The organism is Acinetobacter lwoffii, from assembly GCF_024129355.1.
GTDB lineage: Bacteria > Pseudomonadota > Gammaproteobacteria > Pseudomonadales > Moraxellaceae > Acinetobacter > Acinetobacter lwoffii_I.
Map to the genome: position 1 here is coordinate 1 of NZ_JAMXXP010000002.1, position 25587 is coordinate 25587.

General features: G+C 42.9%; 26 protein-coding genes and 1 pseudogene. 12 read left to right on the plus strand and 15 right to left on the minus strand.

The window, feature by feature from the left end:
• Window positions 1-78, minus strand: a pseudogene (locus NI468_RS01435) (IS5/IS1182 family transposase); the annotation flags it as partial.
• Window positions 79-273: 195 nt separating this feature from the next.
• On the opposite strand from NI468_RS01435, the gene NI468_RS01440 reads away from it, so the two are divergent.
• Window positions 274-750, plus strand: coding sequence for a CinA family protein (locus NI468_RS01440; RefSeq protein WP_253099254.1), 477 nt, complete (start codon window positions 274-276; stop codon window positions 748-750).
• Between the two features lie 102 nt (window positions 751-852).
• Complete coding sequence (locus NI468_RS01445) at window positions 853-1473, plus strand: aminotransferase (protein ID WP_253099682.1); 621 nt, start codon at window positions 853-855, stop codon at window positions 1471-1473.
• Window positions 1474-1538: 65 nt separating this feature from the next.
• Here the strand turns inward: NI468_RS01445 and prpC are convergent, their stop codons facing one another.
• Window positions 1539-2678: a bifunctional 2-methylcitrate synthase/citrate synthase gene (gene prpC / locus NI468_RS01450; protein WP_044110021.1), complete on the minus strand. Its 1140-nt coding sequence runs from the start codon at window positions 2676-2678 to the stop codon at window positions 1539-1541.
• Window positions 2679-2682: 4 nt separating this feature from the next.
• Window positions 2683-3567, minus strand: coding sequence for a methylisocitrate lyase (gene prpB, locus NI468_RS01455; RefSeq protein WP_004280180.1), 885 nt, complete (start codon window positions 3565-3567; stop codon window positions 2683-2685).
• Between the two features lie 231 nt (window positions 3568-3798).
• On the opposite strand from prpB, the gene NI468_RS01460 reads away from it, so the two are divergent.
• From NI468_RS01460 to NI468_RS01470, 3 genes are all read left to right on the plus strand, one after another.
• Window positions 3799-4446, plus strand: coding sequence for a TetR/AcrR family transcriptional regulator (locus tag NI468_RS01460; RefSeq protein ID WP_004646788.1), 648 nt, complete (start codon window positions 3799-3801; stop codon window positions 4444-4446).
• Window positions 4447-4559: 113 nt separating this feature from the next.
• Complete coding sequence (gene argF, locus NI468_RS01465; RefSeq protein WP_004280178.1) at window positions 4560-5480, plus strand: ornithine carbamoyltransferase; 921 nt, start codon at window positions 4560-4562, stop codon at window positions 5478-5480.
• Window positions 5481-5582: 102 nt separating this feature from the next.
• Complete coding sequence (locus NI468_RS01470) at window positions 5583-6056, plus strand: hypothetical protein (RefSeq protein WP_253099256.1); 474 nt, start codon at window positions 5583-5585, stop codon at window positions 6054-6056.
• A gap of 104 nt (window positions 6057-6160) precedes the next feature.
• Here the strand turns inward: NI468_RS01470 and NI468_RS01475 are convergent, their stop codons facing one another.
• The 7 genes from NI468_RS01475 to rpiA form a co-directional block, all read right to left on the minus strand.
• Window positions 6161-6514 carry a YnfA family protein gene (locus NI468_RS01475; protein ID WP_004646786.1) on the minus strand — a complete coding sequence of 118 codons (354 nt, stop codon included), beginning with the start codon at window positions 6512-6514 and terminating at the stop codon, window positions 6161-6163.
• Window positions 6515-6605: 91 nt separating this feature from the next.
• Window positions 6606-8882, minus strand: a complete 2277-nt coding sequence (gene clpA, locus NI468_RS01480; protein WP_253099258.1) for an ATP-dependent Clp protease ATP-binding subunit ClpA — start codon at window positions 8880-8882, stop codon at window positions 6606-6608.
• 9 nt (window positions 8883-8891) lie between these two features.
• Complete coding sequence (gene clpS, locus NI468_RS01485) at window positions 8892-9305, minus strand: ATP-dependent Clp protease adapter ClpS (RefSeq protein WP_253099260.1); 414 nt, start codon at window positions 9303-9305, stop codon at window positions 8892-8894.
• Between the two features lie 18 nt (window positions 9306-9323).
• The gene (locus tag NI468_RS01490; protein WP_004279781.1) at window positions 9324-10073 is read right to left on the minus strand and encodes a DUF6776 family protein; all 750 of its coding nucleotides are present in this window, start codon (window positions 10071-10073) and stop codon (window positions 9324-9326) included.
• Between the two features lie 77 nt (window positions 10074-10150).
• Window positions 10151-11206, minus strand: a complete 1056-nt coding sequence (gene argC, locus NI468_RS01495) for an N-acetyl-gamma-glutamyl-phosphate reductase (protein ID WP_253099684.1) — start codon at window positions 11204-11206, stop codon at window positions 10151-10153.
• Between the two features lie 183 nt (window positions 11207-11389).
• Window positions 11390-12070 carry a M48 family metallopeptidase gene (locus NI468_RS01500; RefSeq protein WP_253099262.1) on the minus strand — a complete coding sequence of 227 codons (681 nt, stop codon included), beginning with the start codon at window positions 12068-12070 and terminating at the stop codon, window positions 11390-11392.
• A 110-nt stretch (window positions 12071-12180) separates the two neighbouring features.
• On the minus strand, window positions 12181-12852 hold the full coding sequence (gene rpiA, locus NI468_RS01505; protein ID WP_004279784.1) for a ribose-5-phosphate isomerase RpiA: 672 nt from the start codon (window positions 12850-12852) through the stop codon (window positions 12181-12183).
• A gap of 104 nt (window positions 12853-12956) precedes the next feature.
• On the opposite strand from rpiA, the gene ilvA reads away from it, so the two are divergent.
• The 4 genes from ilvA to NI468_RS01525 all read left to right on the plus strand — a co-directional run bounded on the left by ilvA (window position 12957) and on the right by NI468_RS01525 (window position 17217).
• A complete protein-coding gene (ilvA, locus tag NI468_RS01510) occupies window positions 12957-14495 on the plus strand; it encodes a threonine ammonia-lyase, biosynthetic (protein WP_253099264.1) in 1539 nt (512 codons plus the stop codon).
• Window positions 14496-14646: 151 nt separating this feature from the next.
• Window positions 14647-15114 (plus strand): hypothetical protein, encoded by a 468-nt coding sequence (locus tag NI468_RS01515; RefSeq protein WP_253099266.1) that lies wholly within the window; start codon window positions 14647-14649, stop codon window positions 15112-15114.
• Between the two features lie 109 nt (window positions 15115-15223).
• On the plus strand, window positions 15224-15880 hold the full coding sequence (locus NI468_RS01520) for a potassium channel family protein (RefSeq protein ID WP_253099268.1): 657 nt from the start codon (window positions 15224-15226) through the stop codon (window positions 15878-15880).
• Complete coding sequence (locus tag NI468_RS01525) at window positions 15877-17217, plus strand: TrkH family potassium uptake protein (RefSeq protein ID WP_253099270.1); 1341 nt, start codon at window positions 15877-15879, stop codon at window positions 17215-17217. The genes NI468_RS01520 and NI468_RS01525 overlap by 4 nt, the downstream gene beginning before the upstream one ends.
• Window positions 17218-17286: 69 nt before the next feature.
• Here the strand turns inward: NI468_RS01525 and NI468_RS01530 are convergent, their stop codons facing one another.
• The 3 genes from NI468_RS01530 to NI468_RS01540 all read right to left on the minus strand — a co-directional run bounded on the left by NI468_RS01530 (window position 17287) and on the right by NI468_RS01540 (window position 22005).
• Window positions 17287-18426, minus strand: a complete 1140-nt coding sequence (locus NI468_RS01530; RefSeq protein WP_253099272.1) for a phospholipase A — start codon at window positions 18424-18426, stop codon at window positions 17287-17289.
• Between the two features lie 21 nt (window positions 18427-18447).
• The gene (locus tag NI468_RS01535) at window positions 18448-21387 is read right to left on the minus strand and encodes an insulinase family protein (protein WP_253099274.1); all 2940 of its coding nucleotides are present in this window, start codon (window positions 21385-21387) and stop codon (window positions 18448-18450) included.
• Between the two features lie 165 nt (window positions 21388-21552).
• Window positions 21553-22005 (minus strand): GNAT family N-acetyltransferase, encoded by a 453-nt coding sequence (locus NI468_RS01540; protein WP_005107150.1) that lies wholly within the window; start codon window positions 22003-22005, stop codon window positions 21553-21555.
• Between the two features lie 276 nt (window positions 22006-22281).
• Here NI468_RS01540 and NI468_RS01545 point away from each other — a divergent pair, with 276 nt between their 5' ends.
• The 3 genes from NI468_RS01545 to NI468_RS01555 are packed head-to-tail and all read left to right on the plus strand — an operon-like array spanning window position 22282 to window position 24243.
• Window positions 22282-23286, plus strand: coding sequence for an adenosine kinase (locus NI468_RS01545; RefSeq protein WP_004646774.1), 1005 nt, complete (start codon window positions 22282-22284; stop codon window positions 23284-23286).
• 14 nt (window positions 23287-23300) lie between these two features.
• Window positions 23301-23609, plus strand: a complete 309-nt coding sequence (locus NI468_RS01550; protein WP_004279797.1) for a Rieske (2Fe-2S) protein — start codon at window positions 23301-23303, stop codon at window positions 23607-23609.
• Window positions 23610-23628: 19 nt separating this feature from the next.
• Window positions 23629-24243 carry an OB-fold-containig protein gene (locus NI468_RS01555; RefSeq protein ID WP_004279798.1) on the plus strand — a complete coding sequence of 205 codons (615 nt, stop codon included), beginning with the start codon at window positions 23629-23631 and terminating at the stop codon, window positions 24241-24243.
• A 66-nt stretch (window positions 24244-24309) separates the two neighbouring features.
• On the opposite strand, the gene NI468_RS01560 is transcribed toward NI468_RS01555, so the two are convergent.
• Together NI468_RS01560 and NI468_RS01565 are read right to left on the minus strand one after the other, a co-directional pair.
• Window positions 24310-24981 carry a YidB family protein gene (locus NI468_RS01560; protein WP_184413211.1) on the minus strand — a complete coding sequence of 224 codons (672 nt, stop codon included), beginning with the start codon at window positions 24979-24981 and terminating at the stop codon, window positions 24310-24312.
• Window positions 24982-25086: 105 nt separating this feature from the next.
• Window positions 25087-25557, minus strand: a complete 471-nt coding sequence (locus tag NI468_RS01565) for a DUF6231 family protein (protein WP_213687208.1) — start codon at window positions 25555-25557, stop codon at window positions 25087-25089.
• Window positions 25558-25587 lie beyond the last annotated feature (30 nt).

Here is a 25587-nt window from a genome sequence, read left to right on the forward strand (position 1 = left end):
GTTGTGGTGAATGGATAAATTACGCAGAATAACTTTCAACTTTTGCCAGTGTTGATCTGTCAGCATGGTACGAGGCATAGCGAATAGTAAAATTGGGTTTGGCGATTTGATTTTACTACTTCGCTATTTTTTTAAGCTAAAAGTGTCAACACACCCTAATCTATGAAAAAAATTTTAACTTTCATAAAAATATAAATATACTTGGAGTTGATCGACAGAAAAAATCTGTCTAAATTGATCTAAAATCACTCCCACAAAGAAAATATAGAGACTATGATAAAAACCTGTTGCGGCTTACTCGAAGAGAAAAACATAAAAATTGCCTTTATCGAAAGCGCAAGTTCTGGATATCTCAGTAGCCAGTTCTCCATTTGTAAAGGAGAAGGTGCCGAAATTCTGATTGGTGGTTTGATCTGTTACGATGTAAGTGTCAAGACTTCAGTATTGGGCATTTCCAAGAATCTGATCAATAGTCATACTGCGGAATCTATGCCGGTAACAGTTGCTCTGGCGGAAGCAGGTAAAAAAATGTTCCGTGATGCTGACTGGATTATCGCCTGTACAGGGTTACTTAAACCAGGTGGTAGCGCGACACCAGAGAAACCGGAAGGAACATTTTTTGTGGCCATTAATGACGCCACGCAAATCCATCAGTTCCAGTATTATCTCAAAGGCTCGCCACTTGAACGCCTCAACAAACTGTCAGCTGTGGTTGCACATGACATGATCAATCTGTTGAATAACAGCTAAGCTTTCAAAGTTACTGTATAGCCTGAATAAGCTTCATTATTTCTACCGTATTTTAAGATAGATTGGCATGATCAAATGCCAATCTATTTTTTTGAGGGTGGAATGACCATGAATATTAAAACTGCACTGCTTCTGCTCCCTCTGAGCTTGCCCACTCTGGCTTTCGCTACCGTAGGCGGTCCACAAAATATTGAAGTTCTAGGCTATGAAGTCAAAGAACAGAAGCTTTATATCATGCGTCATTATCTTGATGGTCGTGGACGCTTGCCTCAACTATATTATTATAATTTTAAATCCCAAAAATCAAATCAGCTGGTTCAGGTCAATTCCTTATATATCAATCCTAAAACCAAGCGCATCGATTATGATCAAGACAGTCGCAAGTTTGATCAGGACATTGCCAAAATCAAAAAACGTTTAGTTCCATTAAATCCGGTTCAAAAATCAAAGCCACAGCTTAAGGTCTTAAAGACAAGAAAAGGTAGCGCACCTGCCTGGCATGACCCTCAGGAAAAAGTGCCAAAATGGACCTATCAATATCAAGTGAAATCCGGCTTACAAAAAAGCCCGGTTCAGCAAGCCGTCAGTTATCAGCAAGGCTTAAAAATTAGCCAAGCCTATAAAGTTCCGCGACAGAATAAGACCCTAGTAATAGTAAAGTATCTGGGTATTCCTTTTGAAACAGGTTATAGCATTGAAGATCCAGCACTGTTAAGTCGATAACTAAACCGATAAAAAAATAAGGTCTCAATTGAGACCTTATTTTTTATTTTTACTACAGAAACAGATTAAGCTGCGGTAGAACGTTCAGCGATTGGCACTACTTTACGCAGTTCAGGACCGGTATAGTCCGCGCTTGGACGGATAATACGGTTGTCAGCACGCTGTTCCATCACATGCGCTGCCCAGCCTGTCACACGTGACATAACAAAGATCGGGGTAAACAACTTGGTTGGAATGCCCATAAAGTGATAAGCAGACGCATGGAAGAAATCGGCATTACAGAATAATTTCTTCTCACGCCACATGACTTCTTCGCAGCGCACTGACACTGGATAAAGTACGGTATCACCGACATCTTTGGCTAAACGCTCCGACCAGACTTTAATAATGCCATTACGCGGATCATTGTCCTTATAGATCGCATGACCGAAGCCCATGATTTTTTCTTTACGTTCCAGCATGCCCAGCATTTCACGTTCAGCTTCTTCAGGCGACTTCCAGTTTTCGATCATGTCCATCGCAGCTTCGTTGGCACCGCCATGTAGAGGGCCACGCAAGGAACCGATTGCACCGGTAATACAGGAATGCATATCGGACAGCGTTGATGCACACACACGAGCGGTAAAAGTCGAAGCATTGAATTCATGCTCTGCATACAGAATCAAGGAAACATTCATTACTTGTTCATGTAGCTCATTTGGTTTTTCACCATGCAGAAGATGCAGGAACTGTGCACCAATCGAATCATCGTCAGTATTTTCTTCAATACGTACGCCGTCATGACTATAACGATACCAGTAACAAATGATTGCCGGCAAAGTTGCCAAAATGCGGTCTGCGATATCCTGTTGCTGCTCAAAAGATTGCTCAGTTTCAAGATTGCCCAGCATGGAAACGCCAGTACGCATCACATCCATTGGATGTGAGTCGGCAGGAATACGCTCAAGGACTTCTTTTAATGCCTGAGGTAAAGTGCGTAAGGATTTCAGTTTGGCTTTGTAGGCTGCCAATTGCTCTGCTGTCGGCAATTCTCCGAAGAAAATCAGGTAAGCGACTTCTTCAAACTGGCAATGTTCAGCCAGATCCTGTACGTCATAACCGCGATAGGTCAGGCCTGCGCCACTTTTGCCTACTGTTGAAAGTGAGGTTTTACCTGCCACTTGTCCGCGCAATCCTGCGCCAGTGAGTACTTTTCCTTCAGCCATTTTTTTAATTCTCCTGTTTAAACAGTTTATCTAATGTGTCTTCGAAGCTGTGATAATCTAAAAATTCGTAGAGTTCTTTTCGTTGTTGCATAATATCCAGCACATTTACCTGAGTACCATGTTCGCGTACTGAACGCATCACTTCAAGTGCGGCTTTTTGCATTGCACGTGTCGCTGATAACGGATACAGCACCATGCCAATGCCCTGCTCCGCCAGTTCATCAACCGTATAATACGGTGTATCACCAAATTCGGTAATATTTGCCAAGACTGGCACACCGACCGCATCACACACTGTACGGTACATGGTGATATCGGTCATCGCCTCAGCAAAGATCGCATCTGCACCCGCTTCAACACAGGCAGAAGCACGATCAATCACGGCTTGCAAGCCTTCTTTTTGTAGCGCATCGGTACGCGCCATCACCACGAAGTTTGAATCGGTTTTCGCATCTACAGCCGCTTTGATACGATCGACCATTTCCTGCTGCGATACGATTTCTTTATTTGGACGATGACCACAACGCTTCTGTGCCACCTGATCTTCAATATGAACCGCAGCGGCTCCTGCTGCAATCATCTGCTTAATCGTGCGGGCAATATTTAATGCACCGCCCCAACCGGTATCAATATCAACCAGTAAAGGTGTATCCACACGCTCAGTGATCCGGCGTACATCTTCAAGAACATTATCCAGGCTGGTCATGCCCAGATCAGGCAAACCATAAGAATAATTCGCGACACCCGCACCTGATAAATAAATGGCTTTATAACCGACCTGTTTGGCCATCATGGCAGCATAGGCATTTACTGTGCCCATAATTTGCAATGGTTTCTCGACTTCAAGCGCTTGTCTAAATCTTAAACCTGCAGACATTTGTTCTGTCATCTTCCTTTTCCACAGTCTTGGCTATAATTATTGAAATTCGAGTATACTCATTTGGCTTGCTCATTCCATAACCTGATAAAACAAATACTCTAAAACTTTAGTCAAATTTTTAAGTTTTGCTTTACCTAATCCAGCAAATACTGCACTTATCCGGCGCAATTATGAAATATGTGCATATATTTGCTATGATGGCGTTTCAATCTCTATTGACATGTTGATGTACTATCTCCTATGCAAGACCTCGCCCTAGAACCGCTCGCCAAAGATCTGCCACAGACCAAACGTGGTCATGAGCGTTGTATTGCGCTGCTGATCAGCGCAACCGAGCTATTTCTGGAACGGGGTTATGACGCTGTCTCTCTGGATGATATCGTCCAGCATGCCGGTGGCTCCAAAGCCTCTATTTATAAGTACTTTGGCAATAAAGAAGGCTTGTTTAAAGCCATTTGCGATTATCGCCGTATCAAGTTTTTTGAAGATATCAGTATTCCGATCGAACTGATGGCACTGGATTTTCGTAGTTATTTAGTACACACGTTGCTTAATTTTTATCACCAGATCATGCAACCTGAAAATTCGGCCTTTATGCGTCTGGTACTGGAACAGAGTCAGCGCAATCCAGAACTTGCTCAGCATATTCATGAGCGAGGCCCGGTGCATGTGCAAAGTGCCATTGCCACGGCCTTAGAACAGGCAGATGCGCAAGGTTTATTACATTGCGAGAATCCGCAATATTCGGCGCAGCTGTATTTTGGTATTTTGCGCAATCTGGAATGGCGTATTCTGATGGGAATTCCGGTACAGGAAGATGATCAGGAAATCGACAAATACATCAGTTATTGTGTGGATCGCTTTTTAGACGGTCATCAAAAAGTCTAGTTTTTTTGCATTTTTCATTGCTTATAGTATATTAGCCGATTCCGTATTTTTTCTTAAACTAACCAACAACTGATTGTTGATCGAGTTTTTCGGCAATTATTGTGGAGTAACGAATGGCTCTCCGTCACTTTCTCACCTTACGCGATTTATCAACTTTAGAACTTAACCAGATTTTGCAACGCGCAATTGAGCTTAAGCGCAAACAGCATAACAATGAAGTGTTCCAACCATTTGTTGGTAAAGTGATGGGCATGATTTTTGAAAAATCGAGTACCCGTACGCGTGTTTCGTTTGAAGCTGGCATGAGCCAATTTGGTGGCAGCGCAATTTTCCTGTCTTCACGCGATACCCAGTTAGGTCGTGGTGAACCGATTGAAGATTCTGCACGTGTGATTTCAAGCATGCTGGATATCGTAATGATCCGTACTTTCGGTCATGATATCGTGGAGCGTTTTGCATCTTATTCAAAAGTTCCAGTGATTAATGCTTTAACAGATGATCACCACCCTTGCCAGTTACTTGCTGACATGCAGACCTATGTAGAGCAACGTGGCTCAATCGAAGGGAAAACTGTTGCCTGGATTGGTGATGGCAACAATATGTGTAACTCTTATATTGAAGCTGCGCATATGTGGGGCTTTAATCTGAAAATTGCAGCGCCAAAAGGCTATGAGCCACAAGAAAAATTCCTGTCTGAATTTGCCCATTGTGTGGAACTGGTTCCTTCTGCTGAAGATGCAGCGGTGAATGCTGATCTGATCGTGACTGACGTTTGGGCAAGCATGGGCCAGGAAGAAGAACAGAAGATCCGTGAAAAAGCCTTTGCAGATTATCAGGTGAATGAACGTCTGATGGATCTTGCACATCCGGATTGCTTGTTTATGCACTGCTTGCCTGCGCATCGTGGCGAAGAGATTTCAGAAAATCTGCTTGACCATAAAAATGCTGTGGTTTGGGATGAAGCGGAAAATCGCTTACACGCGCAAAAAGCCTTAGTTGAATTCCTGATTAATGAAAATCTGAAAAAAGACTAATTTTTAAGATGAATCTTCACAAATTAAGCACCAATCTCTGGTGCTTTTTTTGTCTCAGCTCTTATAATCATTGTTGAAATGGAATAAAAGTGATTTTATACAATGCAAAAAAAATATTGGGCTTTGGCACTCTTGACTGGTTTTAGCAGTGCTGCCTTAGCGGTGCATGCTTCTGAATTTGACCAATATCTTCAAGAAAAAAATATTATTGACAGCAAATTTAAAATTCAGAAAAAAGCTGAACTGAATGAATTACTCGCAGTGCTCAGTGCAGAAGATTCCAGAACTTTACCGTTGCAGATTGATCAAAATACGATTATTGAACAATTACAGTTAAGTGCCAATAAAACCACACTGAAAGGCATGATCATCACGCCCGATTTTAGCCAGTTTGAAAAAGACCTGGGGCGCAAAGAAGTGATGAAAGTCATTCGCAATAATCTGCTCAATAATTGTGAAATTTTCTTTGAACATCGCTATCAGATTGAGAACCCATACAAGGTTGAACTCAGCCTGAACTCGCAGACACAAACCTATAAAACTGATATTTCTCAGAAAGATTGTAAATTAAAATAATCTAACTAAATAAGACATCAAGTTTGATTTGAAATTAAAAAATCCAAAAACAAAAAAAGGTAGCTGTGGCTGCCTTTTTTAATAAGGTTTACTGTTATATCTTGCTAACGCACCAAGCCTTGCGGCTGCAAAATAATAATCAACGCGCCCAGTATTACCACCATGCCACCAAGTAGATCCCAACGCGATAGAGTCACTTGATCAACGAAGCGCAACCACATCAGTGCTGAAAAAATATAGATACCGCCATAAGCGGCATAGATCCGTCCTGAAGCAGCTGGATGCAAGGTTAACAGCCAGACAAAAGCCGCCAAAGCCAGAGCTGTCGGAATCCATAACCAGTGGCTTCTCCCCTGATTTAAAATCAGATAGGGAAAATAACAACCTAAAATTTCCATCAATGCCGTGACTAAAAACAGTAAAAATGTCGTGAACAGCTTGGTAACTTGAATATCCATAATTTATCTTTTAAATGATATGAATTTGATAATTTAAAATATGAGTGCATAAAAAAACCCGTGCAGGCACGGGTTTAATCTTTTTCGTTCATTAGGCCGGTTCAGCAGTCTGGTCTTCAAAAACTTCAAGTTTTAAGCCAACCGCTTTACCATTTTCTTTTTTCACCGATACTGCAACATTGCCGCCATTTTCAGCCAGTTCACCAAACAGGATCATCTCAGCCAGCGGTTTTTTCAGGTGTTCCTGAATCAAACGTTGCATTGGACGTGCGCCCATTAAACGGTCATAGCCATGTTCTGACATCCATTCACGTGCACTTTGATCCACTTCCAGCATGACTTTTTTGTCATCCAGTTGTGCTTGAAGTTCAGTCAGGAATTTATCCACGACATTTTCAATAATGCTGCTTGGCAATGCCTTGAACTGAATCACGCCGTCGAGGCGGTTACGGAATTCTGGTGAGAAGGCTTTCTTCATCGCTTCCTGATTATCGTTACTATTATCCTGTTCCATAAAACCAATGCTGACACGAGAAATACTTTCCGCACCAATATTGGTGGTGAGTACCAAGACCACGTTACGGAAATCAGATTTACGCCCGTTGTTATCAGTCAATGAACCATGATCCATAATCTGCAATAACAGGTTAAACACATCTGGATGCGCTTTTTCGATCTCATCGAGCAACAGTACACAATGCGGATTTTTATGAATCGCATCGGTCAATAACCCACCCTGATCAAAACCGACATAGCCCGGAGGTGCACCGATTAAACGAGACACCGCATGGCGTTCCATATATTCCGACATATCAAAGCGAACCAGTTCTACACCCATCTGTTTCGCCAGCTGCTTGGTCACTTCAGTTTTACCGACACCAGTTGGACCTGCAAAGACAAAACTACCTACAGGCTTGTCTGGAGATTTCAAACCGGCACGTGACAGTTTAATTGCAGATGCCAAAGCTTCAATGGCTTCATCCTGTCCAAAGACCACACGTTTCAGATCGCGCTCAAGATTTTCCAGCACGCTCTTGTCATCTTTCGAGACAGTTTTTGGTGGAATACGCGCAATTTTAGAGACGATATCTTCAATATTTTCTACGGTGATCAAACTGTCATCTTGTTCAGCTTTCAGACGGCGCTGAGCACCGGCTTCATCAATGACGTCAATCGCCTTATCTGGCAAGAAACGGTCGTTGATAAATTTTGCAGAAAGTTCTACCGCAGACACCAAGGCTTGATCGTCATATTCCACATGATGGAAATCTTCAAACTTCGATTTCAGACCACGTAGGATATCAATAGTTTCAGAAATAGATGGTTCATTCACATCAATTTTCTGAAAACGGCGCGATAAAGCATGATCTTTCTCAAAGACCTGACGGTATTCCTGGAAAGTGGTTGAACCGATGCAACGTAAAGTGCCATTGGCTAATGCTGGCTTGATCAAATTCGATGCATCCATAGTACTGCCCATACTCGAGCCTGCACCAATAATCATGTGAATTTCATCAATAAACAGCACGGCTTCAGGTTTCTTTTTCAGCGCATTTAAAAGCTGTTTCAAGCGTTTTTCAAAATCACCGCGGTATTTGGTTCCTGCCACCAAAGCACCAATATCCAGACTAAAGATTTCAGCACTTTCCAGCGGTTTTGGCGCTTTACCATTGACGATCAACCAAGCCAGACCTTCAGCAATCGAGGTTTTACCGACCCCTGGATCACCGACAAGCAGTGGGTTATTTTTACGACGGCGGCAAAGAATTTGCGCTGCACGCTCAATTTCTTTTTCACGACCAATCAGCGGATCGGTCTTGCCCTTTTGTGCTTCAACATTGAGGTTAGTGGTATAAAGCTCAAGTGGACCTGAACTCGCTGAAGATGCAGATTCGCCATCTAGATCTTCAATTTCTTCTTCAGATTGTACGTCTTCTTTACGTGTACCATGAGATAGGTATTGAGTCAGGGTCAGACGGTTAATTTGATGACGTTTCAGCAGATAGACCGCAAATGAGTCACGCTCAGAATACATGGCAACCAGAATATCGGCACCTTCTACAGTACGATCGCCACCACTTGATTGCACGTGAAAAATCGCGCGTTGCAAGATCCGGTCGAAGCTTTCTGTCGGGTGTGGTGCCTGATCACTATTTTCACCAAGTTTAGGGGTATGTTGTTCGACGTACTCTTCTAATTCCTTACGCAACACGATAATATCTGCGCCACATGCTTTCAGGGCATTTACGGCGGAATCATTGTCGAGCAAGGCTAACAATAAATGTTCTACAGTCAGGAACTCATGTCTCTTTTGACGAGCCATGCTGACAGCCAAACGTAGTGATACTTCTAATTGACGACTGAGCATGTAACCCCCTTAATCTTTAGGCTCTATTTGGCAAAGTAATGGATGACCTTGTGATCGAGCATAATTAGTGACTTGGTTCGCTTTGGTCTCCGCAATGTCTCGAGGATACACCCCAGCTACACCCTTTCCTTCATAATGTACAGTTAGCATTACTTGTGTAGCTTGGTCAAGATTCATTGCAAAGTATTGTTGTAAAATTTCAATTACAAACTCCATCGGCGTATAGTCGTCATTTAATAAAACAACGGCATACAACGGTGGACGTTTCAGTTCTGGCGGTGCGGTCTGTACAGCTAAGTCAGAATCACCGTCTTCAGAGGGTTCATTTGCTAAACGTGGGCTGATATGCCAATCAACGATTCCAGACTCATTAAAAGAATTTTTAATATCACTTAAACACATTTGACGTTTATTGCTTGGCATAAGATTTATATTTCACACTTAATTTGCATTTGCTTCGGTTTTCGGAATTTCTGACAAGGTAGCAGACTGATTTTCTACTGCTTTGCCCTGTTCCCAACTAAAACGACGAATCACAGGCTTGGCACCAGTAAGACGCACTTCAATAAATTCTGGTTTAAAGCCTTTCGGCATGGTCCAGCGGCCAGTGAGTCGCTCATAATTTTCAAAATTAAAGTTTTTATCTTCCAGTGGTACCACCAGAATTTCAGTCCCTTTAATCAGGCGCAGTTCCACACTACCTGAAGCACGACTTTTGCCTGGACTGACCTGAACCAGATCAATCTGGTATTCAAAGGCATTTTCGGGTAATGGTTTAATCGACAGGTTTTGAACCGCCAATGCCAAACCACCACGCTGACGCAAAATTTCGCGATAAATGGTTCCCACACTTTCGGCCTGCACCTGTTCATCACGTGCCTTGGTCATGGCCAGATACAGATCATTGGCATTGCTAACCGCCAGATCACGCTCCTGAACCGCAGTATTCAGTGTCTTGTTCAGTGTTTCCAGACTGGCTTTCTGAGTCTGTACCACATCCACCAGTTGCTCTGCATCTGCATCATAACCCGCCGCAGTCAAACCCTGACGATGTCCTACGGTATATCCGAGTACGCCACTGCTTAAGATCAATACAGCCGCACCAATGGCTAAGGGCGTATTGCCTTTCATGAATGGTTTCTTAGTACCGGGTTCCTGAGGAAGCGTCGTATTTGACTCGTTATTCGGCATTTTGATCTCTTGTTTGCTTTAATCAAGACACACATTTAAATGCAAATCTAAATGTGTGTGAAGTTCTAATACGTTTTTTATGGTAATAAACCAATATTATTTAACCCAGCATCTTCAGCAAAACCAAACATCAGGTTCATGTTTTGCACAGCCTGACCTGCTGCGCCTTTTACCAGATTGTCTTGTACAACCAGGATCACCAGTTTCGTTGGCTGTGGCTTGTACAAGGCAATACGCAACTGATTCGCTCCACGCACTGAACGCGTTTCTGGTGAACTGCCTGCCGGCATGACATCGACAAATGCTTCATTGGCATAGAACTGCTCATATAGCGCTTGTAAATCTGCGGTTTGCCCTGCTTCAGTTAAATCGATATAGATGGTCGACAACATACCACGAATCATCGGCACCAAATGCGGTACAAATAAAATATGATCAAACACATTTTTTTGACCTGAAATATTTTCCAGTGCTTCGACAATTTCAGGGTGATGACGATGACCCGCTACACCATAGGCCTTAAAATTATCGGCATTTTCAGAATAAATCATGCCCATACTGGCTTTACGACCTGCACCTGATACACCCGATTTGGCATCAATAATAATGCTTTCAGGTTTCACCAATGCTTCAGCCGCTTTTAAAACTGGCGCCAGACCCAGCTGAACTGTGGTTGGGTAACACCCCGGATTCCCGATCACATTGGCTTTTTTAATGTCTTCACGATTCAATTCAGATAAACCGTAAACAGAATCTTTTAACAGTTCTGGACATGCATGTTGCATGCCATACCATTTTTCAAACTGTGCAAGATCTTGTAAACGGAAATCGGCAGCTAGGTCGATCACTTTGGTATTTGCAGCGACCAGCTCTTCGGCATGTTTCATTGCGACACCATGCGGTGTTGCAAAGAACACCACATCGCATGATTTTAATAAATCCAGACTTAAATCAGAGAATTTAAGATCGGTATGCCCGCGCAAGCTTGGGAACATGTCATCTACACGACGACCTGCTTCAGTACGTGATGTCAGTGCTGTTACATTTACATCTGAATGTCGTAGCAAAAGACGTAAAAGTTCAACGCCTGTATAACCCGTACCACCCACAATACCCACTGAAATCACGATGATTACCTCAAATAAATGTTTCCTTTATAAGGCCTAGTATGACAGGAAGTTGAGGTTTTCTAAACCATTTCACTGGGGTTTGCTGGTTTTTTAATTGATCAGTAGGATAAGGCCGGTTTAGAGGATTAAATGCATAGATTGCTTAGGCTATTTTAATAGAGTTATATGGACTTATTAATTATGCTTTTAGGCACCCCACCAATATGGCAACGGCGTATTTTTCAGCGTTATACGATGCTGCTGGAAATGCTGATCATGCTTGGCAACTTCTGCCCAAAAGCGTGGGCTATGATCAAAATGCTTTGTATGTACCAGCTCATGGACAGCGACATAACGCGTGACTTGTTCAGGAAATAATACCAGCGCACTGTTCAACATAATGTCATGCTTGGCCGAACAACTGCCCCACCGGGTTTTAGGCTGTCGAATGTTGCAGTTTTTAAAAGGCAGATGACATTGCTGTGAGACAAGATTTAAATATGAAGGAAGCTGTTCTTTTGCATAGGCAATCACGAAAGCTTTTAAATATTCTTCAGGATGTCGGTCACTGATCCAAAGCTGCAAATTCTCATCATTAAAAATGAAGTTGTTTTTCTGGCTGTGATAAGAGATTTGTACAGGTGCTTTTAGATTGAATAACCGCAGCTCACTCGGTAGCGTCCGGTCAATATTTGCGATTTTTTCTTGCTGGGATTGCCAGGTTTTAATTAGCCAGCTTTCAGATTGTTCAATAAAATGCCGTATCTGTTTTTTGCTACAAAAAACTGGGGCTGTCAGGCGAATCTGGGTCGCATCGACACGTAAACGCAGCCGGGTTGAGCGGACATTTCGGGTGATTTGAATTTCAGGTAGGTCAGATAAGGTCATTTTTATTCTTTTGTTGAATCCTCCCCTTGCGTAGCAGTACTACTCACCTTTAACAAAGGAGGGAATAAGCCCCCTCTTTTTCAAAGAGGGGTTTGGGGGAGATTTTAAAATTAAACCGCGGTACGCTCTTCAATTCCATTATCAGTTGCGACAATGGCGATATCTGCTTTATTAATCGCAAAGATGCCGTTACATACCACGCCCGGAATATCATTTAAGGTTTTTTCAAGCTCAAGTGCATTTAGAATATTCAGGTTGTACACGTCTAAAATCACGTTACCATTGTCAGTTACCACACCTTCACGATAAGCAGGATCGCCACCCAAAGATACAATTTTACGTGCAACCGCAGAACGTGCCATTGGAATCACTTCTACAGGAAGCGGGAACTCACGCCCTAATTGTCCAACCCATTTAGAATCATCCACGATACACACGAATTTTTTCGCGATAGAGGCAACAATTTTTTCACGTGTGAGCGCTGCGCCGCCACCTTTGATCATATGCATATGACGATCAATTTCATCTGCGCCATCAACATAAGCATCCAGACCACTGACAGAGTTCATATCCACCACTTCAATGCCGAGCTTTTTCAAACGCTGTGCAGTTGCTTCTGAACTGGCTACCGCAGCTTCCAATTGCAGCTCAGGTAATAAGTCAATTAAAAAGTTTACAGTACTGCCTGTACCTACGCCTAAAATGCCCCCTTTTGGCAAGTGTTTTAAAGCGGCTTTGGCTGCTGCTTGTTTTTTCTCATCTTGGGTTGCATATAGACTCATGGCTTCACTCAACTATTTTGGACTTTTGCAGCTTTTTTAAACCGCAAAGCCGTGTGGTTTGTTACAATAAGCCCCTATTTTAAACTGTTAGATGGAAAATTAACATGCTGTCTCGTTTGGTTCGACAAATTTTACAAGCAACGGTCTACGATGTTGCAATCGAAACTCCACTCGAAGCAGCGCCACGAATTAGCGAACGACTCAATAATAATATCCGCTTTAAACGTGAAGATTTACAACCGGTTTTTTCATTCAAGCTACGCGGTGCCTATAACCGTATTAGTCAATTACCGAAATCACAAATGGAACGTGGCGTTATTACTGCTTCAGCGGGCAACCATGCACAAGGCGTGGCACTCTCAGGGAAAAAGCTGGGTGTTCGCGCGATTATTGTGATGCCTAAAACCACACCGGATATCAAGGTACAGGCAGTTAAGCGTCTCGGTGGCGAAGTGGTTTTGCATGGCGATTCATTTGATGTTGCCAATAAATATGCAATTCAACGTGCCCAAGAAGATGGCATGACTTTCATTCCACCTTATGATGATGAATTGGTGATTGCTGGCCAAGGCACCATTGCCAATGAAATTCTACGTCAATGGCGTGATGTCGACTATGTGTTTGTCGCAGTTGGCGGTGGCGGCCTGATCGCAGGTGTTGCAGCCTATTTAGGTGATGTCGCACCACACGTTAAAGTCATTCCAGTGGAATACGACGAATCTGCCTGTTTAAAAGCTGCTTTAGAAGCAAATGAACGTGTGATTCTTCCATCTGTAGGTTTATTTGCTGATGGTACAGCCGTAGCCCAAATTGGCGAAAAACCATTTGATGTGATTCGTCTGCAAAAGTCGGACAATTCAGGCCCGATCGTGGAACCGAATGTAGTGCTGGTGAATACGGATGAAGTCTGTGCAGCGATTAAAGACACTTATGACGAATGCCGTAGCATTGTCGAACCATCTGGTGCAATGGCACTGGCTGGCATCAAAAAATACGTGGCTGAACATGGCATCGAAGGGAAAAACATGGTGTCGATTGTCTGCGGCGCCAACATGAACTTCGACCGTTTACGCTATATCGCTGAACGTACCGAATTGGGTGAACGCAAAGAAGCGATTTTTGCCGTGACCATTCCGGAACAGAAAGGTTCATTCCTGAGTTTCTGCCGTGCATTACAAGGCCGTAATATTACTGAATTTAACTACCGTGCCAGCGATGCTTCTGCTGCGCAAGTCTTTGTCGGCATCAGTCTGAAAAATGGCGAGAAAGAACGTCAGGAAATTTATGAAACCTTAAAGTTCCAGTATGACGTTGACGATCTGTCTGATGACGAAGTGGCCAAACTGCATATCCGTTACCTGATCGGTGGTCATGCCGATATTGAAAATGAGCGCCTGTTCCGCGTGGAATTCCCGGAGCGTCCTGGCGCTTTACTGATGTTCCTGGAACGTCTTGGCCCAACCCATAATATCACCCTGTTCCACTACCGTAACCACGGCGCTGCTGAAGGACGTGTTCTGGTGGGTCTTGAAGCAACCGATGCACAACAGAATCCGGACGGCTTGATCGAAACCCTCGAAACCATTACCTATCCTTATCAGGAAATTACCAATAATCTCGGTTATCAACGTTTCTTGAAGTAATTCTTTCAAACACAAACCGCCTTTTGAGGCGGTTTTTTTAGGATAATATTCTATCCAGATTTAAAAATGCATCATGAATAAAAACACCAATTATCCATTAATTTCTAATCTTGTTACAATAAAAGAAATTACAAAAACAGAACCTTAAGATATGAATATCACTTTTATTATTATTTTGCTCACCACTTTATTTGTCTATTTATACGGCTATCCAGCATACAAATTAAATCAAGAAGAAGATCGTGTTCGAACAAGTATGAAAAATATTCCCAGTAATGCAACCGCAAATAACCTCAGCAACATCGCTGGCATAGAGGCACATTCAGAAATACTCAACCAGTATCCCAAATTCGTTGTTTATATTTTTCTAGATCATTATAAAGAAGTGAAATTAGATCCTAAAATTTCAGCTTTTGTAAAAAGCTTTTCTTGTGCCTCAATTGATAATTTAAAAACTTATCCTCAACTCAAACGCCAAGCCACACTCAATATCATGAAAGATGATCATCATGAATTCGAATACATCATCCAAAACAGTTATGGAATCTTATATACACATCGTCAGGTTATGTCTGACTGTCCAAATTTTCAATCTATACTTCAGATGAAAGAAGCGTAAAGACTTCAAAGATCTGTACTATTTTTACCTAAAAACTATAGCTGAGGAATTGCCTTCTCATTACCATAGCGGATATAACGAATGACATAAAGATAACGAAGGACAATCCATGGCATTATTTGCAGTCATCGGGCTTGGCAGTTTCGGTGCAACCGTGGCCACACAGCTCATCAGTCTGAAGCATGAAGTGATCGGGATCGATCTGAATAAAAAATATGTAGAAAACATTTCCGATCAACTAACCCATGCTGTGATTGCCGATGCAACCGATGAACATGTACTCGATGAGCTGAATATTCAGCGCTGTGATGCCGTTGTCGTTGCGATTGGAGAGGATATTGAAGCCAGCATTCTGTGTGTATTGCACTTAAAAAATATGGGCGTGAAGAAAATCTGGGTGAAGGCCAAATCCAAATCCCATCACATGATTCTAACCCATCTCAATGTTGAAAAAATTATTCATCCTGAAGAAGATATGGGCGTTCGGGTGGCACAGTCATTAAGCTATCCGATGGTTAGTCGCTATATGGCGCTTGAAGATGATCATTATATTGTCAAAATTGAAATTCATGCAGATCATCATGGTACGCCACTGAATCAGTTGATGAAGCATGCTCCTGAAATCACTACCTTATTACATAAACGCGGATCTACACTGCAATATCACGTAGATGTCAATCAGATTCTCCAAGAAGGCGATATTTTACTGGTTGAAGGATTGCTGGAACCTTTGCGCCGTCTTGCTAAATACTTTAAACATCTATGAAAAGTTCTGATTTAAAGCAACACAGGACGATCAACCTCAGTCCTCCGAGCTTACTAGCCTTGGGTTTTCTCGGGTTAATTCTGATCGGCTCACTGCTGCTGATGCTGCCTATTGCACATCATGGGGAAATCAGCTGGCTGGAGGCGATATTTACAGCAACTTCTGCTGTGACCATTACCGGGCTATCGGTGGTAAATGTCGGTGAAGCCTATACGGTATTCGGCCAAATCGTGATTATGTTTTTGTTGCAATGCGGCGGCTTGGGTTTTATGACGTTTGCCATTCTGGCAGTGATGAGCTTGGCACCGCAACTGGGGCTAAAACAACAAGTCATGGCACAGGAGTCGATCGGACAAACCAGTCTGAAAAAAGTCAGTTTTACCATTAAAGCCGTTTTTTTATATTCCCTGTTCTTTGAAGCGATCGGTACGCTGATTCTGACCTTATCCTGGCTCAAAGAATACCAGTTTAGCGATGCACTATTTTATGCGGCTTTTTATAGCGTCTCCGCTTTTAATAATGGTGGATTTTCACTTTTTCCAAATAGTTTGATGAGTTTTTCAGGGCAGTATCTGATTACTTTTACCATCAGTATGCTGTATATCATTGGCGGTATCGGTTTTCTGGTGCTGATGGACGTCAAAGAACATAAGCGCTGGCGTAAGTTGAGTACCAACAGCAAGCTAATCCTCTCAACGATTCTGGGTCTGAACCTAAGTGCTTTTATCGTACTTTGGCTATTGGAGGCTTCCAATCCACAGACCTTAGGTCTCATGAGTTTGGGCGATCAGGCCGTGAATGCCTGGTTCCATGCCACCGTTCCCCGCTCTTCAGGTTTTCATAGCTTGCCAATGGAACAAATGAGTGATGCATCCACTCTAGTTACCATATTTCTAATGTTTATTGGTGGAGGTTCCTTAAGTACAGCGGGCGGCATTAAGGTCGGTACGTTTATTATTGTGGTCATCAGCGTAATCAGTTTTTTAAGACGCGAAGATGAGATCCGGCTGTTTAATCACTCTATTCCTGAAAAAACTACGTTTAAAGCATTGGCCGTCGTGTGTATTACTGCAGCGTTGATCATGATGGGTTTTATGAGCTTATTAATCCTGGAACCTGAGCAGGATTTTCTGGATCTGTTGTTTGAAGCCGTGTCTGCGGCCTGTACCGTCGGTTTGTCCCGAGGGGTAACTGAGGAGCTACAACCTGCCAGTTTGATCATTCTGATGCTGTTAATGTTCGCAGGGCGTCTAGGGCCACTGACGCTTGCTTATTTTATTGCGACTCCCAAAAAGAGTCGTCTCAAACATCCGCCTTCAGAAATCCAGATTGGTTAATCTACCTAGAAAAAACCATGCAGCGGCATGGTTTTTTATTTTCATTATAAGGTCATGAAACTTGGAATCTTAGAACCAGTTCATCAATGAGACACCTAAACCGACATACGTGGCACGGTGATTATAATCAATCAGACTTTCTCCGTAGCCATCAAATAGCTGGAATTGGCCACGCAAACGCCCACTGATCGGGAATGACCAATCGAACTGTACGGCTCCACGATTTTCATCTCCACCTTTTAAGGTATGTCGCAGCATTAATGAAAAATCATGCTCCTTATAACGATAAAATGCGGTCATGTCTCCACGGCCGATATAGTTTTTGATTTCTGGATTGTTATCATCTTCTCGCTTCTCTTCAAAGCGATACCAAGGACGAACCATCAAGGCAAAATTGTCTTTTTCAAAACCGAGATTCAGCATCACTCGGTTCCAGCTACGTGATAACGGATCAGAACGGCCATTGGACTGATGATTGATGGTCAGTCCCAACATACGCCAATTCAGACCCAAAAGATCATAATTGGTACGGAAAATCAAACTGGCTTCGGGTTCATAGTTGGTCTCACGAAACGGACGTGACTCTTCCGAGTTATATACCTGCCAGCGTGAAGACTGGGTATAACCCAGCCAGAGATCCCCGTTATCACCCAGAATATTTTCAACCGCCTTGGTTTTTAAAGATAACTGGAATTTCCCTTCAATCGAGGTCAAATTCTGGTCTTCTTTAACTGTGTTATTTGGGTTTTCGCTTTGCGGAAACTCGTTTTTCTTTGAAGTCCAGAATCCTGGCATCAGATAAATCGGCTGATAGGAACGGATATTCCAGGTACCCAGTTTACTTTCCTGAGAGAGCTCCCATCGGCTATCCAGCAAAGACAGATTCGGCGTCAACTTTGATCCTTCAGAAGCATAAATATTGGAAACAGTTTGACCAATTTTCGCTTTTAAATTATCGGGTTCAGGCGCAATTTCTGCTGCTGCACGACGCTCAGAAACGATTGCTGGCTTATCAGTGACCGGGATTTTAAATAAAGTATCATAACAGGCTAGACGCTCTGCACTAATTTCCAGTGCAGCACAGGCTTCAGCCGTTGCCGGCATGGGACTGTTGACTACTGTTTCTTCCGCATTCACTTGCGTCCCAACTACACAGCCCAGCAAAACGCTCAGCTGTAGAGTTGAGCGCTTAAACGAATTAAGCGCCATCCCTTATCCTCTTTTTTTTATTTATAGAACTTGTTGAATTACAAAACCAAGCTGCTCCAGCATTTCACGTTTTGCCACTGGTGCCACAACTGCTTTCGTCGCCTGCTGCTCGACCAGATAGGTCTGTGCAACACGCTGCAAATCATCCAGTGTGACATTCAATAAACGTTCACGTAATTTTTTACGGAACGCTGGCGTACGTTGATGCAAGTAAGAATAACATGCAGTAATGGCTTCGCCTGCCGGTGAACCCGGTTTATCCATGCTGGCAATCAGACCCAGAATGGCTTCTTCCAACTGGTGTGGCTGTTGTGGTGCATTAAGTAACCACTGAATACTCGCATCAAAATCCTGGAAAGTTTCTGCCAGACGTGGGTCACGATAGCTGTAGAAACGGAATGAACAGGCATTCCCGTCATAGCTGGCACCACCACCATAGGCACCGCCTTTTTCACGGATGGCACTGTGCAGGAAGCCATTACGCAAATAACCCGCCAGTACCATCAATGCAGCAGCATCAGGATGTGAAACTTCAACAGCTGCATAAGCAGCCGCACAGAACTGGACATTGGCTTGAATCAACCAGGCTTCGTGCTGGTCATGGGTTACTTTTTCGACTTGAGTTAATGAAACTGGTGCAGAATCAACTTCAAGTTTATCCCAGACATTCTGAATTTCTTCGATCAGATGCTCAGACTGCGGCTCTTCACAGACTAACAGGAATTGCTTTGGTGCTTGCAACAAGACCCGATGAATCCGTTTTAATTCATCAATCAGAAGATCATATTCAGCCGGATCTTTTTCGATCTTAGACACCAGTTCGATCAGCCAGTTCAATGCACCCAAACCGGTATTGTGATAATCACGCAAAGCCAATGCACTATGCTGGCGTGAAGCCGTTTGCATTGCATAGCTATGTCCAGAACCGGAAATACGTGACTGCCAGCGCGTTTTACGCTGTTGTAACAGCTCGATAATACGGTCTTTTTCATCAAAACGAAGCTGTTCAAAACCAATCTTTAACAGACGGATCGCATCGAGATGATTCACCAAAGATTTGGTCGTTAGCGTCAACCAGGCAGTAATCTTGTTTTTGTCATCGACTTTAGAACGCAAAGATGCGCCCATGCCCAGACCGCCACTTACCGCTGTTTGCAGTTGCTGGAACTCAAGATAATCATACTCACCCGCACCGACTTCACCCATCAGGATCGACAGTAGGTTAAAGTAAGGCGACTGCACCACTTCATCCGGAATATTGACCAGAACCTGTTGATAATAAATCCCATTGGTGCCGGCATGATACAGGTTCAACGGCGTATCAACACGGTTACAGATAATCTCACGCAACTGGCCTTGAACAATTTGCAATTCCGCAGGGACATCTTCCAGACCGACTTTCGGCAATAAATTCAAGTCATCCGGCGTGTCCTGACGCACATTCAATGCTTCAGTCTGCGCAATAATTTCAGCTTTCTGTTCTTCAGTCAGATTCTTGCCAATTTCAGCCAAACGCGCTTTTTCATCCGCTGCTTCTTTAGCAGATTTAGTCGCATCCGGAACCAGTGTCAATTGGACACGATGCGGATTATCCAGCAAATGCTCTTTGATCAGATTGGAAAGCCACATTGGATCTTGCAGTTCTTCTTTGACTGCGGCAATCGCAGAGTCCACATCCCAAACTTCGACCGGATCACGATGATGAATCGCGCTACCCAGACCGCTCAGAATCAAGCTCAAACCATACGGCGTACCATCGCCATTGATTTCACGCTGATGCAATTCAATTTGATGCAGGATCGCATCGACCATGCTCTGATCAACTGGTTTAGAGGCAACATCTTCCAGAACCTTAAACACACCATTTTTAAATTCTTCTGCATGTTCAGGATTTGAACCCTGTACCGCGCAGTAGAAAGTCATTTCAAAATTAGAATCATCCACGCCCATGAATGGACCTGTTGCATCTGCATAACCACAAGTTTCCAGATAATGACGCAGTGGTGATGCTGAATCTTCGAGCAGAATTCCTTCAACTAAACGCATGCCCAAACGCAGTTTAATGTCACTAGCTTCTGGCAATAACCATGACAGCACATGATAGGTCTTGTCCTGTAAATCTTCAGCATCAACCGCATAGCTGTCGGTAACCGTCAATGGTGCAGTCAAACGGGTTTCAGGTGTTGGATAGAGCGTCTGACCTTTTTCAAATTTGGACAATGCCAGATTTTCAAACTGCTCTTGCAGTTCAAATGCCGTTTTATTGCCAAAGGTCATGAAGACTGCATTGCTTGGATGGTAATGTGACTTATAGAAATCAACTAACTCTTGGTAAGTCAGATCAGGAATATCTTTGGGATCACCGCCAGAATTATAGTGATAAGTCGTATTTGGGAATAAATGATGCGCCAGCGTGTGATAAAGCTGATCTGAAGGCGAACTCATCGCCCCTTTCATTTCATTAAAGACCACGCCTTTATAGACAGGCTCGCCATTTTCCAGCTCAATGCGAATGCCTTCCTGGGCAAAATCCAATGGGTTCAGGTTCGCAGCAAATGCTGCATCCATATACACTTCGAGCAGGTTCTGGAAATCCTTGCTATTCTGCGTCGCAAATGGATACGCAGTCCAGTCCGCCGCAGTAAAGGCATTCATGAAAGTATTCAGTGAACGGCGAATCATCAGGAAGAATGGATCACGCACCGGGAATTTTTCTGAACCACACAGCGCAGTATGTTCCAGAATATGTGCCTCGCCTTTAGAATCCATCGGCTGGGTACGAAACGCCACCAGAAAGACATTTTCGTCGTGCTTGGTCGCCAGATGATAATGCGTGGCGCCAGTCACTTTATGTTTATATTCAGACACGAAAATGTCTAAAGCTTCAACATGTTGTTGACGTACCAACTGAAACGCAGGATGTACAGTTTGAGAAATGGTTTCAGTGACATCTACAGTCATGCGATCTCCTAATGCTTTAATTAAAATAACTAAGCACATTATAGCTTTAGTTATCTGAATTATTCACGTTGAAAACCGAGGATTTTGATCGAATTAAGTAAACTTGATCATTTGAAAATTAAATCATCAAATTTACTTCCTGCCTCTAGATGAGTATTTACAAGCTTAAGAAATCAGATATTTAAAATAGTTATAGCTTGGATTATTTTCTACAAATACATAATTCTGCTTTTGATAAAAACTGGCGGCCAGTCGGGTATCTGTTTGCAGGCACAAAGCTGAATAATGCGGACGTGCCAATTGCTCCAGGTAAGCCAAAAGCTGTTTGCCTACGCCATGCTGACGATATTTCGGATGCACATAGAAACGGCGTACACGACCAATGCGGTCTTCAATGCCGTTATCTCCCCATTGCTGGTTTAAGCCGCCACAGGCAACCAGTTTCTTGCCATCATGCGCCACCACCAGATATTCATTGGCGTGGCTAAAGCAGTTTTTCCCGGTGCGATATTCTTCTATTAACTTATCTACCAAATTATAGCCTTCTTTACGTGCCAGAGTTGCCAGTGTTTCGATCTGATCCGGGAGTTGTTCGGCTGTTACAATTTTAATATTCATATACGCACACTATTTGAAATTGTTGTGAAGAATGACAGTTGCCAAGCGACTTAAAGTATCATGCCAGGAGCGATATCTCTTTATAAATAAAATGTGATCCTTAAATCAATGCTGCAGCGCACCAGTGCACAAAAATAAGTCAGTTTTTAGACCAAAGATAGCTGCTGAACAAAATACAGCATTTTTGAAAAATATTTGAAAATGATTCAGCAAACTACAGCAATCCCAAGCAATCGTGTAAACTTAGGACTTTCATTTTTAATGTGATATTTGAACATGGCAACTGTTGATCTTTTTGCGATTGGTAATGCGCTGATTGACCAAGAATTTAAAGTTTCTGATGACTTTTTAACTGCACATCACTTGCAAAAAGGCACCATGCAACTTGCAGATGGTGAGACTCAGGCCACTCTTTATCAAAATCTTCAAGCGACTCAAGTGTATAAGGGTCAGGCTTCAGGCGGTTCAGCAGCCAACACTACCGTGGCATTTTCTGCGCTCGGTGGTTCTGCATTTTATGGCTGTCGTGTCGGAAATGACGAACTGGGGCACATCTACCTGAAGGGTTTGAATGATGCAGGTATTAAGACCACCACCCAATCGATCAGTGAAGGCGTAACAGGGACATGTATGGTTCTGGTCAGCCCTGATTCTGAACGTACCATGCATACCTATCTGGGTATTACGGCCGAACTGACTGATCAACAAATTGATTTCAGCGCACTAAATAGCGCGAAATGGCTATATCTCGAAGGTTATTTATCAACTTCTGACACAGCACGTCATGCCGTACAACAAGCACGTGATATTGCCCGTGCCAATGGCGTTAAAATTGCCCTAACTTTATCTGATCCTGCCATGGTGCAATACGCGCGTGCCGGTTTGGATGAAATGATTGCAGATGGTGTAGACTTGCTGTTATGTAACCAGCAAGAAGCGCTGATGTATACAGAAACAGATAATCTTGAGGCAGCCCTGCTTAAATTAAAAACAATCAGTCAGCACGTTGTCATTACATTGTCAGCTGAAGGCGCACTGATTTCGGATTATCAAAATACATTTACTGTTCCTGGCCGTAAAGTGCCTGCAGTAGATGCCAACGGTGCCGGTGATGCTTTTGCCGGGGCTTTCCTGTACGGATTGAATGCTAATTTGGGTCTTCAAGCTGCGGCTGAACTGGCGATTCTCATTTCGAGCCAGGTGGTTTCACAATTTGGTCCACGCCTGGCAGTTGAAGACTATGCGGCATTATTACAAGACTTTCAAAAGGAATGTGCTTAATGTTTAAAATTTGCATGACCGAAGACGTTCCAGAACGCGAAGCACGCTCTTTTGAGCTTCCCGATGGAGATAATATCTTTATCACACAGCGTGACGGTGCCTTCTATGCCTATCAAAACCTGTGTCCGCATTTGCAGGTCGAACTGGAATTTCTGGAAAACCAGTTTCTGGATCGCGATCAGGAATTTATTGAATGCTCCACGCATGGTGCCTTGTTTCTGGTAGAAAGCGGTGAATGCATTTCTGGCCCTTGCCAAGGTCAAGCACTTGAAAAAGTAGAGATTACCGTGCATTCTGATGGTGGAATTTACCTCTCAGAATAAGACTAAAACGGACTTCACCATGCCTGCATTTTTTCTAGACTATAACCTGATGCCTTTTCATCTGAGTTTATTGGCGATTATTCTGTTCGGTGTGGTGAAAACCATTGGTTTCTATTTTGGACTCAGACCCAGCAAGTTTCTGCAAAAAATTTCACCTTATGACTTTCAGCAGATGGATCTACTAAACGTCAAATTCTCCAAAACCTTGATTGTGTTTTTCTTCCTGATGAATTTTAGTTTTGCCGGCTATGTTTTACAGTTCCTGATCTATTCTCAGGAATTTAAATTTCTGCCTGCTTATTACCTGATTATTCCGGCTTTAATCATTGCGACTTTTTTTACTATTTTTATGATTCACTGTCTGGATCAGGTCATTCCCCCTAAATATAAAAAGAACAATGTCAATCTACTTGGTCGTCTGGCGACGATTTCCAGTGGCAATGCCCGTCCCGGTTTTTCTGCTCAAGCACGGGTACGGGATGAGTATGGACAACTACATTATGTACAGGTAGAACCTGAGTTTGGTGAACTCGGGTTTCAGTCGCAGATTATCCTGATTCGCATGAGAAAATCTCATTATGTTGCCAAGAAAATTTGTAAATCTAATCAGCTGTTTAGCATGAATCTAGATTAAATTCTAAATCATTTAATAGTTATTAAAAAATCCCGACAGATATCGGGATTTTTTTAATGTTTAGATTTATTTTTTAAGAAGTCCTGAAACCATATTCAATACATTTTGAATATCATTATTGGCTTCTTGCTTACTGGTCTGCTCACCTTGTGGAGTAAGCGAATCAATAATCTGCGGCAAGACCTGTGAAATCGCACTATAAACATCCTGCTTCGGTGCATGCGTTTGCTGTGCTACTTCTTCAACTTCCTGATCATCAAACAGGTTTTGCATCTGCTGCGGATCAACATTGGCATTTTCACCGGGACCAGTCGATACCCAATCATCGACCTGGCTGTTGAGTCCCTGTCCTTTTAGCTTGTCCAACGCACCTTGCAAACCGCCTTGTTTTTGAATCCAGGCCAACACTAAAGGCAATACAGCAATCAATAGGGTTTTACCGGTAGAACCACCTAGTCCTGAACGAGACTGAGCAGTACTTTGAGTACTACCACCACCGAGCTGACTTAGTACTGAACCTAAAATTGCCCCCAGACCATTTTGTCGATTCTGCTGGCCGGTTTGATTTTGCTGGTTTTGAGTATTTTGATTTTGCTGAGGATTTGACTGGTTTAAATGCCCTAGCACAGACCCTAGGATATCTGCCAAGCCACCTTGTTGTGAGGATTTCTGCTGCGACTGCCCGCCACCCAATGCCTGCTTTGCTAATATTTCCACAATACTACTCAGGTTTGTCATATCCTATATCCTATGTGCATCTTAATTACAGAATACGGCCTGCCCTCATATTGTCTAGGCAAGATTGTGTTAATATTTGCAATCTTAGTTAAGCTAGTTTTTAGCTTACCAGCGAAATTTATCCCAGTTTTCCGGATTGGCCCAAAATTTGGAGTTAAACCAGTCTGGCACGTGCTTATAGGTTAAAATATTAAACTGCCACAGCGCAAAATCGGCCTCATGTATAGTTTTGTCAATCAGCTGGGTAAATCCTAAAGCTCTCAATAACTTTTCATTTTGCATCCGGCTGATCACCACTAGCCGTTTGGCAAACAAATCACGTAATTTCACCAGAATTTGACTCATGATCTGTTCAGACAAATGTTCTGTTTCTACAGTATCCAGCATCACCACAGCCAAGTCATAACGTTGCTGAAAAGGCAGATTTAAAAAGTCAGATACGCTAAAATAGGACCATTGAATAGCTGGCTGAAACTGGACTTGGCTCAAGTCCTGCCCAATACAAATAGCAGTATGAATTGGCTGTTCCTGTGCGAAATCGTCTAGCATCGAGGTAATGACATTCTGCTCAGCCATAACTGCATCCTTATGATTTAAGTGAGTAAT